This is a genomic window from Dehalococcoidia bacterium, from assembly GCA_040902535.1.
Lineage (GTDB): Bacteria > Chloroflexota > Dehalococcoidia > DSTF01 > JACRBR01 > JBBDXD01.
In genome coordinates, this window is the sequence record JBBDXD010000015.1 from 1 (window position 1) to 15,492 (window position 15,492).

Annotated in this window: 18 protein-coding genes and 1 tRNA gene; 15 read left to right on the plus strand and 4 right to left on the minus strand. The window is 64.0% G+C overall.

Features of this window, described 5'->3' with window-relative positions; all coding sequences use genetic code 11:
* Positions 1–231 precede the first annotated feature (231 nt).
* The 5 genes from WEB52_07080 to WEB52_07100 all read left to right on the plus strand — a co-directional run bounded on the left by WEB52_07080 (position 232) and on the right by WEB52_07100 (position 2,652).
* Positions 232–1,044, plus strand: a complete 813-nt coding sequence (locus tag WEB52_07080; GenBank protein MEX2226194.1) for a class I SAM-dependent methyltransferase — start codon at positions 232–234, stop codon at positions 1,042–1,044.
* Between the two features lie 48 nt (positions 1,045–1,092).
* Positions 1,093–1,479 carry a winged helix-turn-helix domain-containing protein gene (locus WEB52_07085; protein ID MEX2226195.1) on the plus strand — a complete coding sequence of 129 codons (387 nt, stop codon included), beginning with the start codon at positions 1,093–1,095 and terminating at the stop codon, positions 1,477–1,479.
* Entirely contained in the window at positions 1,476–1,739 is a 264-nt protein-coding gene (locus tag WEB52_07090) for a hypothetical protein (GenBank protein ID MEX2226196.1), read from the plus strand. The genes WEB52_07085 and WEB52_07090 overlap by 4 nt, the downstream gene beginning before the upstream one ends.
* 86 nt (positions 1,740–1,825) lie before the next feature.
* Positions 1,826–2,128, plus strand: coding sequence for a cupin domain-containing protein (locus WEB52_07095; protein MEX2226197.1), 303 nt, complete (start codon positions 1,826–1,828; stop codon positions 2,126–2,128).
* Positions 2,129–2,196: 68 nt separating this feature from the next.
* Complete coding sequence (locus WEB52_07100) at positions 2,197–2,652, plus strand: shikimate kinase (GenBank protein ID MEX2226198.1); 456 nt, start codon at positions 2,197–2,199, stop codon at positions 2,650–2,652.
* A 326-nt stretch (positions 2,653–2,978) separates the two neighbouring features.
* Here WEB52_07100 and WEB52_07105 read toward each other — a convergent pair whose 3' ends face one another.
* Both WEB52_07105 and WEB52_07110 read right to left on the minus strand, forming a co-directional pair.
* Positions 2,979–4,106: a site-specific integrase gene (locus WEB52_07105; protein MEX2226199.1), complete on the minus strand. Its 1,128-nt coding sequence runs from the start codon at positions 4,104–4,106 to the stop codon at positions 2,979–2,981.
* Positions 4,087–4,683, minus strand: a complete 597-nt coding sequence (locus WEB52_07110; GenBank protein MEX2226200.1) for a hypothetical protein — start codon at positions 4,681–4,683, stop codon at positions 4,087–4,089. Before WEB52_07110 ends, WEB52_07105 begins: the two co-directional genes overlap by 20 nt.
* Positions 4,684–4,778: 95 nt before the next feature.
* On the opposite strand from WEB52_07110, the gene WEB52_07115 reads away from it, so the two are divergent.
* From WEB52_07115 to WEB52_07150, 8 genes are all read left to right on the plus strand, one after another.
* A complete protein-coding gene (locus WEB52_07115; GenBank protein MEX2226201.1) occupies positions 4,779–4,958 on the plus strand; it encodes a hypothetical protein in 180 nt (59 codons plus the stop codon).
* A 38-nt stretch (positions 4,959–4,996) separates the two neighbouring features.
* Positions 4,997–5,902: a tyrosine-type recombinase/integrase gene (locus tag WEB52_07120; protein ID MEX2226202.1), complete on the plus strand. Its 906-nt coding sequence runs from the start codon at positions 4,997–4,999 to the stop codon at positions 5,900–5,902.
* On the plus strand, positions 5,895–6,143 hold the full coding sequence (locus WEB52_07125) for a hypothetical protein (GenBank protein ID MEX2226203.1): 249 nt from the start codon (positions 5,895–5,897) through the stop codon (positions 6,141–6,143). The genes WEB52_07120 and WEB52_07125 overlap by 8 nt, the downstream gene beginning before the upstream one ends.
* Before the next feature lie 76 nt (positions 6,144–6,219).
* Positions 6,220–6,639 carry a hypothetical protein gene (locus WEB52_07130; protein ID MEX2226204.1) on the plus strand — a complete coding sequence of 140 codons (420 nt, stop codon included), beginning with the start codon at positions 6,220–6,222 and terminating at the stop codon, positions 6,637–6,639.
* Positions 6,640–6,778: 139 nt separating this feature from the next.
* Positions 6,779–6,855: transfer RNA gene (locus tag WEB52_07135), tRNA-Lys, on the plus strand.
* Positions 6,856–7,015: 160 nt separating this feature from the next.
* Positions 7,016–7,351, plus strand: a complete 336-nt coding sequence (locus WEB52_07140; protein MEX2226205.1) for a hypothetical protein — start codon at positions 7,016–7,018, stop codon at positions 7,349–7,351.
* Between the two features lie 1,029 nt (positions 7,352–8,380).
* Positions 8,381–9,247 (plus strand): hypothetical protein, encoded by an 867-nt coding sequence (locus WEB52_07145; GenBank protein ID MEX2226206.1) that lies wholly within the window; start codon positions 8,381–8,383, stop codon positions 9,245–9,247.
* A gap of 591 nt (positions 9,248–9,838) precedes the next feature.
* Positions 9,839–11,290, plus strand: a complete 1,452-nt coding sequence (locus tag WEB52_07150; GenBank protein ID MEX2226207.1) for a CARDB domain-containing protein — start codon at positions 9,839–9,841, stop codon at positions 11,288–11,290.
* A gap of 549 nt (positions 11,291–11,839) precedes the next feature.
* On the opposite strand, the gene WEB52_07155 is transcribed toward WEB52_07150, so the two are convergent.
* Positions 11,840–12,838: a trypsin-like peptidase domain-containing protein gene (locus tag WEB52_07155; GenBank protein MEX2226208.1), complete on the minus strand. Its 999-nt coding sequence runs from the start codon at positions 12,836–12,838 to the stop codon at positions 11,840–11,842.
* Positions 12,839–12,847: 9 nt separating this feature from the next.
* The gene (locus WEB52_07160; GenBank protein ID MEX2226209.1) at positions 12,848–13,327 is read right to left on the minus strand and encodes a hypothetical protein; all 480 of its coding nucleotides are present in this window, start codon (positions 13,325–13,327) and stop codon (positions 12,848–12,850) included.
* A gap of 163 nt (positions 13,328–13,490) precedes the next feature.
* Here WEB52_07160 and WEB52_07165 point away from each other — a divergent pair, with 163 nt between their 5' ends.
* Positions 13,491–14,285: a GNAT family N-acetyltransferase gene (locus WEB52_07165; protein ID MEX2226210.1), complete on the plus strand. Its 795-nt coding sequence runs from the start codon at positions 13,491–13,493 to the stop codon at positions 14,283–14,285.
* A 132-nt stretch (positions 14,286–14,417) separates the two neighbouring features.
* Positions 14,418–15,470, plus strand: a complete 1,053-nt coding sequence (locus WEB52_07170) for a beta-ketoacyl-ACP synthase III (protein ID MEX2226211.1) — start codon at positions 14,418–14,420, stop codon at positions 15,468–15,470.
* Positions 15,471–15,492 lie beyond the last annotated feature (22 nt).

Consider the following 15,492-nt stretch of genomic DNA (forward strand, 5'->3'; position numbering starts at 1 on the left):
ATCCCGGAGGACGCTCATTTAGACTGGATCAGTTTTCGGGGGGCAGGTCAGACTGCCAACACTACCTTCCACAGGGCAGGGTCACCATCCAGAATCGAAGGTCTGGCTCTACGCAGGTTTGGGCGTGTTGCTGGTAGTCTCGGCAGGAGCAGTTGTGCTGAGTGGTGAGCCGCGAAAGCATCGTTAGCGCCCCGGCGGTTAAGAAGGGGCACAACGCGCTACAACGTACCCATGACCGACCCCAAAGCACGCGCCATCGAACGCTTCGCCCACGCTGACACTGGCGCGATCGATGCGACGATGCAGGTGATCCTCGAGACCGCGACCGACACGCCGCTCGTCATCCGCACCCTCCTCGATGCGGCGCGCCCGAACGTCCACGACGGCGCGACGATCTGCGAGCTTGGCTTCGGCACGCCCGGCTGGCTGCTCGATGAGTTGAGGCGCGCGTTTCCGACTACCACGCTGCACGGACTCGATCTGTCGGTGCCGTTCGGGCGCCATGCGCATGACCTCCACGGCGACGCCGTCCGCATCGTCGTCGGCGACATGGAGCGCCTCCCGTTTCGCGACGAATCGTTCGACGTCATCTACACCTGCTGGACGCTCTACTTCATGCCTGACATCGACACGGCGCTCGCAGGCATGCGCGACGCATTGCGCCCCGGCGGACGCCTCATCACTGCGACGAATCACGTCGATCACATGCAGGAGTACGAGGACCTCGCCACCGAAGCGTTGCAGCGCATCCTCGGCCGCAAACCGGAGCAGGACATGGGCGATCGCTTCTCGGTCGAGAACGGCGGCGACTTCCTGCGCCGCCACTTCAGCGACGTCACCGTCAACAGTTACGAGGGCGAGATGGTGCTCCGCGATCCGGCGCACTTCGGCCCGTTCTGGGATGCCTACGGCGCCGGCCCGCTCGCGGCCGAAGAGCGCGCGCCGGTCCTCGCGGAACTCCAGCGCCTGGCTGCGGCTCACATCGCGAAGAGCGGCGCCTTCCGCATGCGACGGCGTGGCGGCGTGCTCGTCGGCATCCGCTAGACGCCCTCTTGACTTCGTGTTCTTACATCTGTCATTATTTCCTGACATATGAAGGAACACCCGGCCGATAGCTTCGACTCCCCGTCCGAAGACGTCCTGCTCGGCGTCCTTTCTGCGCTCGCGAGTCCGCACCGGCTGCGGATCATCGCTGCGCTCGAGACCGGCGGCCGCCAGTACGTCAGCCGCCTGGCGAGGCAAATCGGCATGAGCAGACCGCTCCTCATCATGCACCTTCAGCGCCTCGAGGCGGCGAATCTGGTCTCCAGCAACCTCGAGCTTTCCAGCGATGGCAAGGCCATGAAGTACTACGAAGTCACGCCCTTTGCGCTGCAGATCACGCCGGCCCGGATCGCGGAAGCAGCGCGCGCGTCGGACCAGGAGCAACCCGGCGTCTCGGAACTCGCGATCGAAACGGAGGAGGACGAAGACCAATGATCCAGTTCATCACCACCATTCCCTTATGGCTGCTGCAAGTGGACGACGAACTTAGCGGCGAGGAGACGGCCGTGGCGGTCACCGCCATCGTCACCAGCGGCCTCGTCTTCGCGATCATCGTCGGCATCGTCGCCTGGCAACTGATCGGCGCCTGGCGCACGCGCATGGCCGTCGGGCGCGAGAAGGCCTACCAGGAACTGAGCGAGGAAATGGAAGTCGCAGCGCCGCACCGAGACCACCGTCCAGCGCCTCCTCGATGAGATGGTCGATTTGCGCAACCGCACCGCGGAGATCGAACGCATGCTCAAGGAAGTCGGATAGACACGACGAGCGACTGGGCGGCGTCATGGTGTTGACGGAGACCGTCACGAAGAAGGGTGAGGAGCCGCACACGCACGTCCACGACGTGGAAGACGAACTGTTCTACGTGCTGGACGGCAAGCTGACCTTCCATTGCAACGACGCCAGCTATGACGTCGAGGAGCGCGCGTTCGTGTTCGTGCCGAGAGGGACGCCGCACACTTACACGATCCGGAGCGACGGCGAGATACGGTTTCTCGTCATGAGTCTGCCCGGAACGTTCGGCGAGCACATCGAGCGGACGGGCGAGCGGATCGATGCGGCCGGTCCTCGTTTACCCAACGCGTGACGTAGCGTGCCTTCGCTGCCGATCATCCTCATTGGCCCGATACGCGCGGGGAAGTCGACGCAGGCGGCATGCTCGCCGAGGCGCTCGGCGTCACGCGCGTCTCGCTCGATACCGTCCGCTACGGCTACTATCGCGAGATCGGGTACGACGACGCACACGCGCAGCAGCTTCGCGCGAGTGGGGGCGTTGCCGCGATCTCGCCCTATTGGAAGCCCTTCGAGGCATATGGCGTCGAGCGCGTGCTGGCGGATCATCGGCGCGAGGTGATCGATTTCGGCGCGGGACACTCGGTGTACGAAGATCCGGCGTTGTTCGAGCGCGTCGAACGCGCGCTCGCGCCGGTGCGCAACGTCGTGCTGCTGCTGCCGTCGTCCGACCGCGACGCGAGCGGGCGGGCGCTGCGCGAACGGACCGGCGATGTCGTCGCGATGCTTTCGGAAGCGCAGCGGCACGGGTTCTGGGAGGCAGCGGAGCACTTCGTGACGCACCCAAGCAACTACGCGCTGGCGACGCTCACGGTGTAACACCGCGGGTGACACGCCGGAAGACACGTGCCGGAAGATCATCGAAGGGCTCGCGTGACGATCTCCGGCCTCCGACGTCTGACTCCCGCGTCGTCCGCACTCGCCGCCGTCCTGTTGTTAGTTGCATGTCGGCTCGGGGCGGTCGGCTACACTAACTTGCGGGGGCCCCTAGCTCAGTCTGGTAGAGCAGCGGACTTTTAATCCGTACGACGAGAGGACAGCGGGGGCCGATAAGCCCCCGCCGAATCCACCATCAAGTGCTTAGTACGAAATCGGGTGACGGGGAGGGACACGAAAGCCCCTCACGTTGCTGTCACCTGTAGCTTTCAGCGGCCAGAAGCAAGCGCCGCGTCGAGTATTGCGACAGCCCCGCGCCCCTGCCCTTCGAGCGTGTGCCCGTAGACGTTCAACGTCAGCATCGGAGTCGAGTGTCCAACCAGCTCCGCGACCACAGTAGGCGCGATCCCCTGCGCGAGCATGGCGCTGATCGCCGCGTGGCGAAGATCATGGAGCCGCAGACGGGGAAGCCCCGCCGACGACAGGATCGGCTCGAACACATGGCGCAGCGAGCGCCCGTCGATGTACGACCCGCCAGGCCCGACAAAGACGTGATCGGGACGCTGCCATGTACCGGGGAACGCGAGCCGTTCCTCGTTCTGCCGGACCTTGTGACGGCGCAACGCCTCGGCTGCGGTGGCCGTCAGCGGCACCGTGCGACGGCTGCGGTCGGTCTTGGGTTCGCAGATGGTCAGCCCGTCCGGTAGCGGCTGCAACGTGCCGACGATCTTCATGCTCGCGTTCTCGCCCAGGTCGATGTGCTTCCACGTCAGCGCCAGCGCCTCCCCGAGACGGCATCCGCTGGTGATAAGCAGCGTCCAGAGGGCCGCGAGACGGTCTGCCTGTGCCACTTCGATGAAGCGCCCGATCTCCGGCATCGACAACACCGTGATCTCTTTCCGCTCCACCTTCGGCGCGCTCACGCCTTCGAGGGGGTTACGGGCGAGCTGCCCCCACAACACACCCATCTTGAAACCGCGCTTCATCACCGCGCGCAGTTGCCGGATGCTGGCCGGTGCCGCCCCGGCGGCGAGCCGATCAGCGAACAATGCCTGAAACTTCGCAGGGGTGGCCTTCGACAGCGGCAACCCCCCGACGTGCGGGTAGCAGTGGACGCGCAGCAATTGCTCATACCGAACGGCGGTACGAGGACGCAGGCCCGCACGCGCGCCAGCATGCCATTCCTCAAGGAACTGCTGCACGGTGCGCCGGTCGCTCGTCAGCGGCAGTCCGTCGTCCTTCTTCTTGTTCGCCGCCGTCAGTAGCTTGCTCGCTTCGGCGCGCGTCGATGCATAGAACGTCTTGCGCCGGCCATCGTCCATGACCAACGCCGCCACCCACCGCTTATCCTTCTTGCGCTGGTAGACGGAACCCTCGCTATTCGCTCGCTTCGCCATCGCCAGCCTCCTTTCCGTCCAGCTTGCTCGCCTGCCGCAGCCGTTCATGCATGATCTCGCTCATCTTGTAGGGGAGCAGTGAGACGCCAAACACCGCCTCGAACCGGTCGATGTTGTCGCCCATGGCTTCAAGCGCATCATCGAGTTCCGCATACAACTCGCTCAAATTGCCGTCCACGCCGAACCAAGGGGACTTTGTCTTTGCGCGGAGGAAGTCAATCTCTGTGCGCGCATCATCCGCGGAGTCATCGCTCTCCGCTATAGAGCGAAGCGCAGCATCGAGCCGTTGCCCTTCATCTGCGCTCCACCACGAGGCCAACTGGAACTCGACCTGTCGCCGGAGACGCTGGCTTCCGGATCGCTCCGCGGTGTACAGCCACGCGGTTGCCCGCCACCGTTGTTCAACCGGCAGCGTTGGCCGAGCCTGCGTCGTCCGCCAGAACCAGCGAGCCACCATGATTAGTGGCCTCTTGCCGCGCACCGACTCCCCTCCCGGTAGCTGCTGTGAGCCATTCAGATAGGTGAGCAATTCGAGGATCGCCTCGCTCGCCTCCCAGGGCAGGTCGCCGCGCTCCATGGATTCGGGCCAGTGACACTCGCGCGTGTCAGAAGATCGTCGCCGGCGCGGACTCCGAAGACGTGCGCCACATCCTGGGGCACTCCACCCTCATGATGACCGCCCACTACACCGCAGCCGTGAGCGCCGATGCAGCCGTTGATCGGCTGCGTAACCTCAACAAGACCGTTCGGCCCATCGCATCCGACACCCGCAGCTTGATCCGCGCGTTGCTCGACGACCCCGCCGCGCGCCTCGAACTGCTCACGACGCTACTGAAAGACGGTGGGGAATGAACACCACCGACGCTATCAGCGCATTCTTGGAGCATTGCGTGTTACGGCGCTTGGCTCCGGGCACGATCCATAACTATCGGGCGAAACTCTCACGCTATCTCGCGCACCTTCCGACCACCGACGACTTCACCGAACCGGCGTTCGCGGACGTGATGCGGCGTTATATGGAGACACACGCCGCCGGCGGATCGCGGCACCTGTACGCGATCCTTCGCAGCTTCACAGGCTGGCTCTACGCGAACAAGCTGGTCACGCACCGCATGGAGACGATCCCCAACCCGAAGAAGCATCTCAAGCCGCCGCGCTACCTCAACGATGAGGAAGTCGCGCTGCTGCTGGACGCGGCAGGGCGCAGCGTCAGCGGCCAGTCAGTCGTTGAGCGGGCCACGCTGCAATTGATCGTCCGGCTGCTGCTCACGACGGGCTTGCGCGCGGGCGAGCTATGCGCGCTCGAATGGCGCGACATCGAGGGTGACGTGCTGCGGATCAGGCACGGCAAGGGAGACAAGGAGCGCGTCGTGCCGCTCGATCCCGCCGTCGCCGCGCTGCTCGACGCACGACCACGCGGGGGGGAGCGCATCTTCCCCTTCACCACGTCAGCGCTGCGGTCGAGAATCTACGCCCTCGGCAGACGCGCCAATCTTCGGCTATGGCCTCACTTGCTAAGGCATTCGTTCGCCTGTTCCGCCAGAAGGAGCGGAGCCGACACCGAAGATATCCGGCTTGTCCTGGGGCACACGAACCTCCAGATGACGACGCTTTACATCGCCGCTGTGAACGCGGACGTAGCCGTTGACCGCATCCGGTCGCTGGCCCTATTCCCCGCCAACCCAACTATCGCCGGCGCGCAGGATGAGGACGCGCTGATCAAGGCGTTGCTCGCGAACCCGGCCACAAAGCGCCGCCTCATGGCCGCGCTCTTGAAGGAAATCACCGATGCCTAGCGACCTCGACAGCCCGACCTTCGACTATGCCCGTGCCTACCGCGACACCGGCTGCTCGCTCGCCCCGTCGTGCCTGTCCTGTCCCTTCACGCGCTGCCGCTACGAGGGCGGACGCCTTACCGACCGTGACAGCGAGATCACCAGGCTCCGCGCGCAGGGTGCCGCCACCACGGCGATCATGGAGCGGTTCGGACTCTCACGCCGCAGCGTCTTCCGCGTGCTACAGGGGGAACGCCGATAAGGGGACGTGCCTGTACGCCTCCATACTCCTACAATCACAGCCCCGCGAGGGGTCAATCGCAACACTGAAACGAGGGGTGCCGGACGTGATCGAAGCAATCGGCGTCATGTTGTTCGGGGCGGTCACATGGGGGGAGGGGTCTATCGTCTGCAAAGACCCCGATATTTTTCTCGGCCTTGCTCGCGAACCGCGCACTGGCGCGGCAGTTCGCCTCACCCTCCCGCCGACGCGCTGTGTCTTGCTCTTGGTGGGTGGCGACCCAGGCAGGCATGCCGTAGACATTCGCGTTTGTCTGCCCGATGGTCGCAAGCTAAAGGCTTCCGAGGGGGTAATCGACTGGCCCGCGGGCGCACCGTCTCCCATCTACACGCTTCACACGGAGCTGGTCTTTGACCCGATCGACATTCGAGAACCGGTCGGCGTCTATTGGCTGGAGTTCGATGTCGATGGCCGCACCGTGACGAGAGCGGGCATCCCCGTCGTTGGCCCGGAATAGGGCAAGCCCTCGTTGCTGTCCGCTGCTGTCAGCGGCTACCGTGGCAGAAGCGAAACGCGCCTCTTTTGAAGCGGGTTGCTGTCACGGCTGCTGTCAACGGCTTCCGTAACACCCGGAAACAGGCCCGTTTTGAATCTAGGGGCCCCTAGCTCAGTCTGGTAGAGCAGCGGACTTTTAATCCGTCGGTCCAGGGTTCGAATCCCTGGGGGCCCACCAACTTTGGATGCGCGGGATGTTGGAGGCGGGAAGCGGGACACGCTGATCCGCCTCCGTTGGCTTCTGCCCGCGTTTTCAGTTCCAACCGCGTACGCCGCCTGTCTGGAACCGCACCCGGGCGGTCGATACTACAGGTACGACGACGTACACCTACGATGACCTGTATCGGCTGACCGACGTGACCTACCCGAACGCAGACGTGCAGACCTACGACTACGATCCGATGGGTAACCGCACCGAGAAGACGCACAACAGCGTCCCGACCGCCTACGGCTATGACGATGCCGACCAGATGACGCTCGCTGGCGGCGTGGCGTACGACTACGACGACAACGGCAACCGGATCGAGGCTGGCGCGGACACGTTCGAGTGCGACGCCGAGAACCGGCTCGTCGAGACGAACATCGCCTCGACGACGGGCAGGTACGACTACAACGGCGATGGACTGCTCATCACGCGCATGATCGGCGCCGGTGCCGTCTCCTATGCCTGGTGAGCACGGCGAGCGAGCCGGACGGCCTAGCGTTCAGCGACTGGCATCCGATCGACGCAGAGAGACCTGCCACGTCTCTGCGTCGATCGGATCGTGGCAGGTCTTGGAGCAAGTGAAGACGGGCCATCGAGCGGGGCACTAACGAGACCCCGGGGATCTCAACTCATTCCAATCGATGAGCCCCGAGCTCGGCAGCGCTTATGCTTGGCCCGAAATGAACCGACGTAAGAGTGTCGCAAACGACTTGACAAGCTCGGTTGGCAGGCGTATCGTCGGCGACGTCAACCGACGGGTCGGTATGCGCCCTATCGGAGTGCCGTGGCCGCGGGCGGCCGCGCCTGCATACCCGTTTCGCGCGGACATCGAGCGAGCGTAGACCTCAGGCCTCCCCTGCGAGGTTTCCGGGCAAGGAGGGCTACAGTGATCCTTTGTCGCGAACGCGCCAGGCAAAAGCCAGAACTCAAATGACGACGCTCTCGCCGGCTCGGCTTCGATCCGTGATTGACGGACGCCATCTGCCCGGCCTAACTCGTCGCCAACTCCAAGTCTTGGCGGCATGTGAAATGGGCTACACCGACGCGCAGATCGCGTGCGGTATCGGTCGGAGTCCCGCGACAATCCGACGTCACCTAGCAGAGTTGTAACATCGGGTGTTCGCCCTAACTGGACTCGATCCGACACGTGCGCTTTTGGCGACCTGGACACGGGCGCATTTTCAATGTTGCACACGCCCCTGCCTGCAACTGTTCGCAGATGACCAAGTCTTTGATCAGAGCGATCAACGCGTTACATCCGGAGTATGAGAATCTAATCGTCGGCCTCGCGCCGGGCCTTGATGACGCTTAAGTATCAGGCTGGTGCCAGGTCGCAGACGTGGCGGCCTGAATCGAAAGGAGGACAAATGACCTGCCACGCTTGCACGCTCGAAGCATCGGATCCTTGACGTGGCACTTGCGTAAGCATAAACCCTTCGTCTGAACGATTGACGCTAGCGGCTCAGGAGACGGCCGTGGAATTCGCTCGGAGGTAGCAATGAATCCATCTCGCTGGTTCCTGCTTCTACTCGCGCTTTCCTTTGCCTCGATCCCCGCCGTGGCTGGCGCGCAACCATCAGGTTCGGCGTTCGGCGGAACCGTTTGGGTGAATGCGGAGCCGGCGGATGGGGCAGTCGTCAGGGCGCTGATTGGTGGAGTCGAATGTGCAACGGCCACTGCGATAACACCGGCGGATGGAACTCCGACTTACTCACTGGTCGTGCCATCACAGCAGGAGAAGGCCGGCTGCGGAGTCGACGGAAGTGAGATCACCTTCGATGTGAACGGGATGGCCGCACATGAAACCGCAGTGTGGAGTGGTGCTGCGCCAGGCACGTTTCAACCACTTCAACTAACCGCCGGCGGGCGGTTTGCCGCTTACTCTGGAACGATTGTCGGTGCGCGCCGCGGCGACAAACTGGAGGTAAGGACGCCAGCTGGCATAGTGTGCGGGTCAAGCGTCCTGCTAGATGTAGCCGGCGCCAACGCCCCGCAGCCATACTCGGTCGTTGTTAAGTCTGTGGATCTTGTCCCGGGGTGCCCCGACGATAATTCTCTGATTTCGTTTTGGTTGAACGGCTCGAGGATCGGGACAAATGTGAGTTGGCTGCTTGGATTCCACACGTTAGATTTCGTCGTCCCCGCCAGCGAACCAAGCACGTCTCTCCCCCCCACCGGAGCCGGACCCTCTGCAGAATCGAAGGTCCGCAGCTCCCGCACGGTCGTTCTCATCTTCATTTTGTTTGTCACCGGCGTGGCAGTGATCAAGCACCGCAACGTGCCAACCGATCCGAGTAGCCCCGATTACGATTCGGCGATCACGTCGATAGCCTTATCTCGTTCTTCCGGCGCGGAGTACGAGTAACAGGAGATTGTCCATGAGACTTCGACTCCAGTATTCGATTGTCATCTTGGCGGCGAGCCTAGCCCTGAGTGCAGCACTCTTGGTCGCTCGCGCCTCAGAGGAACCCGCTCCGCTCAGCTCCGTCCGACCACAAATCTCGGTGGGGTGGTCGGACCCTAACGACCCGCCTCCACCGATCGCTTCCGATCGCGAGCTTCGTGGAGGCTGCTTGGTCCCAAAGGACGCGGTTGAGGTTGTGAACGACACCGGGAAACGCGCGGGTGGCCGCGTATTCGATGCTCGCGGTTATCGATTCTACAGTCTCGCAACTGGCAGATGCGTAAAGCTGGCTGGCGCCGAAACGCCACCAGACTGGGTCACATCCGAACTCGAGAACCTTGAAGTCCCCGTGACGGAATTGGCCCCTTCAGAAGAGGAGGCGGATGTACCATGAGTCACTTTAGGGTGGTTGCCAACTCCGCCATTCTGGCCGTAGCTCTGGTTCTGCCGCTCCTAGCAGTCACAGGCAAGGTCACGCTAGGAAGCCACGCGTACGGGCCCGATCACCCGCGCCCCGTTCGGGCGTCGGGAAACACGGCATACTTTGGTGACGTGACCACTTCAATGCGCACGCACCAGCAGAATGGCATCAACTACTGGAACGCTGTTCCGGATAACATCCATCGGTATAACGCCACACAGGTCAGTTACGTCAATGGCGTCCAATACGATCTTCTCTTTGACGCCACAACCGAGGGCGGGACGGATTGCTGGATTGACTTGACGCATTGTCTAACGATACCTGTGCAGAACCCTCAAGGGTTCTTCACTCTAGCCCAGCAGTGGCGATTCAAGGACCTCAACGTTGCTGTCGTGCAGTGGAACACGACACGCTTCGATGATACGAGGCCGGCCATCGGGGGCATTGCATTCAACTCGGTCCTGATGCGACACGAACTCGGGCACGATCAGCTTCTCGGAGATCATCCGTACACCGAGACAACGTACACTGGACTGATGTGTGGCGTAATTGGTGGCATCAACGGTGGGCAATCACCGACGTGCACCAGCCAAGCCACCGCGACGTCGTCTGAGCTCGCCACAGCATCGGCCCAGTACATTGCACGCCCGCAGGCACCTACATTGATCAGTGTTGGACCGCGAACTGCGACAACAGTCCAGATCAACTTCTCCGGTGCGTCGAACCATGACGGATTCATGCCGTATCGGTCGACCAGCTTGGCCGAGGCGTCTTGGGTTGCACAGACCGTTCAAAGTGCAGCCTCGACGAGTTACACCTTCACCGGCCTCTCACCGAACACCACGTACAACTTTCGCATTGCAGCAAGGAAAGCCGGGCAAGCGGAGAGTACGTCCTTCTGGATAGGCGCTTCGACGCTTTCGGCGATCGATTTGGAGGCGACCAACTACTCTCCGCATAAGCCGGCATCATCGAGCGGCACGACAGCGATCAACGAAGGCGCCTCATCGACCCAGTTCACGCTTTCCGTAAGGAACAACGGTACTCAGGCGGCGCCGTCGTCCTGGGTCAAGATCCGCTTCGGAGGAAACGACCCACCGAGTGGCGGGATCTGTAACATTCCATCGATAGGCCCGGGTGCCACAGTATCGTGTCTAACCGGAGCCGTCCCTTGGACCACTTTGTTTGGTGGTCCCGTCACCGTCGTCGCCGATTACAACGGGCTTGTCACCGAGTCAAATGAGGGCAACAACACGTACTCGTGGGGCACGATCGCCGTGAAACCAACGGCGCCCGACAACGCTCGGATATGCACTCCCGCGTGCGATCTCTTCGGTTATGACGATGATTCGAGCATCGAAACTGGGTTCGGGATCATCATCCAGAAGAGATCGACAAGTTGCAGCAGCGGCACCTGGAGCAGCTACGCCCAGTTCTTGCATCCACCAAAGGGCGGAACCGACGATGTGTACTTCTACAACTTCCCCGCTGGCGCGTTCCGCATAAAAGTGCAGGCGCTGGGACTCCCTGCGGGCCCGCACTCATCAACCGACACGAGCGCCTGCGTGTTTTTCTCCTCGTAGCGCATGGTACGGGGCTGCCGATGGCAGCCCCGTACTCTTTCCCTCTCGACCAGTCATCTTCTCCGTTATTCGTTGGCGATCGACGACGTCAATTGGACAACCCCTGCGCGCTGTGCGTGCAACCTGATGGACAGATGCCGTGCGGGAATGGTTACGAGAACCGTTCCGATGCCTTGCGGGCATCCCCGCTCAAAGATTCAGTTCTGACCATCGGTTTCAGCTCCAAGCTTCCAATCCCATGATCGCCCGCGCGCGTCCCGCGTCGATTACGGGTACCTCGCTGATCGATAGGTTCAATTGGACGCTCTCGCGCGGCCGTCATACAATCCAACGGTCAAATGCCGGCGGGGCAAGACCGCTGGATTCGTCACGGACGCGTACGTCTTCTGTGCTTGACCAGATTCGCGGTTGACTGACGGACAGACGGAACGGGCTGTGAGCCTTTTAATCCGTCGGTCCAGGGTTCGAATCCCTGGGGGCCCACCAACTTTGGATGCGGGATGTTGGAGGCGGGAAGCGGGATGTCCGCGACGGCTCCCGGTGCCCGCCCTACGGCTTCAGCTCGATGGGCGTGATGGTCAGTTCGCGGATCTCTCCGTCGCGGACGTAGCGCAGCGTCATGGCGCGGCCGATCGCTTCCGGCATCATCATGCGCTGCAGGTCGCCCGGGCTCTCGAGCGCGACGCCGTCGAGGTCGAGCAGGAGGTCTTCGCCCTGCAGGCCGGCAGCGTCCGCGGGGCTGCCCTCGACCACCTCCACGACCTCGATGCCGAAGCGTCGACCTACGACGGACGCTTGTGCGGGCGGCAGCGGACGTCGGCCGCCGGCGATGCCGACGAGCGCGCGTCGGAACCTCCCCTCGCTCATGAGCGCGGCGATGATCCGGCGCGTTGCCGAGTTGATCGGCACGGCGAGCCCGAGTCCGGCGCCGGCGACGGCGGTGTTGACGCCGACGACGCGTGACTGCGCGTCGACGAGCGCGCCGCCGGAGTTGCCGGGGTTGAGCGCGGCATCGGTCTGGATGACGTTTTCGACGATGCGCGTCGCGGATCCGGCGCGCGTCGGCAGTGAGCGACCGAGCGCGCTCACGACGCCGGCGGTGATCGACCCCGCAAACCCGAGCGGCGTGCCGACGGCGACCACGAGCTGACCGACACGCAGCAGATCGGCATCGCCCAACTCCGCCGAATCGATGTCGCCGCCCTGCGCGCGCACGACCGCGAGGTCCGAGAGCGGATCGGCGCCCGTCACTTCGAAGTCGAGTTCGCGTCCGTCGGCGAATGACGCGCTGCCCGCGTCCGATCCGGCGACGACGTGCGCCGACGTCAGCAAGAAGCCATCGCGCGTGATCGCGACGGCGGAGCCCCAACCGCCGGCCTGGCGTCCGTCACGCGTGCGACGCGTAACGCGCAGGCTCGCCACTTGCGGCAGCACGCGTTGCGCCACCGTCGTCACGATGGTGGAGTACGCGTCGAGCGCCTCGGCCTCCGCGCGGTCGGTCTGCGCGGCGATGCTTGTTTCGCGTCCGTCTGCAACCAGCTCAACCATGATTCGCTCCTAGCGCGGGTTTGGCCCCGCCGCCCTCACTTTCTCAACGTGTACGAGTGCTTCCTGCAGTTGCTTCAACCAGTCGCCCTCGTGTTCGGCGACGAGCTTCACGCACCAGGCAAGCGCGTCGCTGCGCGTTCGCGCCACGCCGGACGCGATGAGCGTGTCGAGGACTTCGCGCTCGTCCATGCGGAGGCGCGTCATGACGGGCACGCTGTACGTGGTGAACAACTGCCGCAGGTCGCCGCAGCGCACACCCCACGAAACCGCCCGCCCGAACCGCTGCTCCGCTTCGGCGGCGATGCGCATCCGGCGTTCGCGCGTATCCTCCCGGAAGGCGCGGATCGCGTCGGCGGGCGGCACCTGGCCGGCGGCGGGCAGCGTCCCGACGATGAGGATTTCCTCGCCATCGGTGCGGATGTCCGCCGGGTCCGAGAACCACTCGTCGGGGATCCGCTTCTGGAGCCATCGGTCGATGTCTTGCAGCATGGGGCGTCTCCTTACCTGATTACATGCTTACATATCGACGAGAGGCGAGTCCAGCGAGCGTCCTGAACAGCCGAGGGCGGCTGTTCTCCACGCTTCGCGTGACTGTATGGCTGCGGCCTTCGGGATGTGCCCGCGGCGGCGAAGACCTTAGACTGGCGATCCCATGCACGTCACTGACCCACGCGCCGAGCTTCTCGAGGCGAATGTATCGGCGTTCCTGCTCGCGATGGGCGGCGCCGGCGGCGGCGATGAGCGCCACGACGCGGAGATCACGTGGACGATCGGCGGATCGCCACTCGCTTACCACAATGCCGTCGTGCACTGTGACGCGGAGGGGTCGCGGTCCGACGCGTTGATCGACGAGTGGACGGTGGCGCTGCGCGCTCGCGCGCTGCCGGGGTCATGGCACGTCTCGCCGCGGATGCGCCCGTCCGATCTCGTCGACCGGCTGCTGGCGCGTGGTTTCGACGACGGCGGCGACGAACCGGCGATGGCTGCCGACCTTACGGTTGCGCACGACGCATCGCCCGCGGTCGAGCGCTTTACCTGCGAGCGCGTCGCGGACGCCGCAAGCCTCGATGCGTATCGGCAGGTGCTGGCGGGCGGCTTCGGCGAAGGCCCTCCGGAGGCGGAGTGGGTCGCCGCCGTGTTTAAGCGCATCGGCCTGGGGGATGACGTGCCCTGGCGCCATTACGTCGGCAGGCGCGACGGCGCGCCTGTCTCCACGGTGACGCTGTTTCTGACGCCGCCGGCCGCAGGCGTGTACTTCGTCTGCACGTCGCCGGACGCGCGCAACCAGGGCATCGGCGCGGCGACGACGCAGCACTCGATGCAAGAAGCACGCAGGTTGGGTTGCACGACGGCCGTGCTCGGGTCGTCACCCATGGGTTACGGCGTGTATGCGCGTCTCGGCTTCGAGGTAGTGTTTCGCTACCGGATCATGGAGTGGAGCCCGTAGCACGCTGCGAGCTTCGCCTCGCGCCCTGCACTCTCCGCCACTCATGCTGTTGCCCTGAAGCACAAAACTCGGGGTAGTCCACGCCGGCGTGGTCGCCGGTAGACCGAAGGGGGCGGATGCTATACTCGCGTTATGCCCGCTACGAACCTGATCCACACCCGAATCGCCGGGTTGGGACACTACCTTCCCGAAAGCGTCCTCACCAATACCGACCTCGAAAAGATGGTCGCCACCTCTGATCAATGGATCCGTGAGCGCACGGGCATCGTCGAGCGGCACGTCGCCGCCCCGCACGAAACCAGCAGCTCGCTCGCGGTGAACGCCGCCCGCATGGCGCTCGAGCGGGCGCACATCAACGCCGAGGACATCGACCTCGTCATCGCCGCGACGACGACCCCGGATGGGCTCTTCCCGTCGGTCGCCTCGCTCGTCCAGGACCGCATCGGAGCCACTCGCGCCGGCGCGTTCGATGTCAACGCCGCCTGCGTCGGCTTTCTTTCGGCGCTCGCGGTCGGGTCGCAGTTCATCGGCACGGGCGCCTATCGACGCGTGCTCGTCGTCGGCACCGAAGTGCTTTCGCGCATCACCAACTGGCAGGACCGCTCGACGTGCGTGCTCTTCGGCGATGCCGCGGGCGCCGTCGTGCTGGAAGCGGCGGACTTCGGCGGCCCGCTCGGATTCGTGCTGCACAGCGACGGCTCCAAGAAGGAAGCGCTTTACGCCGAAGGCCCGTGCGGCCCCCGCGACGCCGAAGGCAACGGCGCGCCGCCGCACCTCTGCATGATCAACATGGACGGGCCGGCGATCTTCAAGTTCGCCGTCCAGGCGATGACACGCGCCGTCCGCGAAGCGCTCGCCAAGTCGCAACTCACGATCGATGACGTCGATCTGCTGGTGCCGCACCAGGCGAACCTTCGCATCATCGAGGGCACTGCCAAGCATCTCGGCATCCCGCCCGAAAAGGCGCTGATCACCGTGCACAAGTACGGCAACACGTCGTCCGCGTCGATCCCCGTCGCTCTCAGCGAAGCCGCGCAGGAAGGCCGCATCCCCGAAGGCGCGCGCCTCGCGATCTGCGCGTTCGGCGGCGGCCTAGCGTGGGGCTCGATGATCCTCGAGTGGAGCACCACCGGCGTCGTCCCGGCGAAACACGAACTCGTGCAAGCAAGCGCCGGCGGCCTCTAACCGCTTCTGTTTCCAGTAGCGT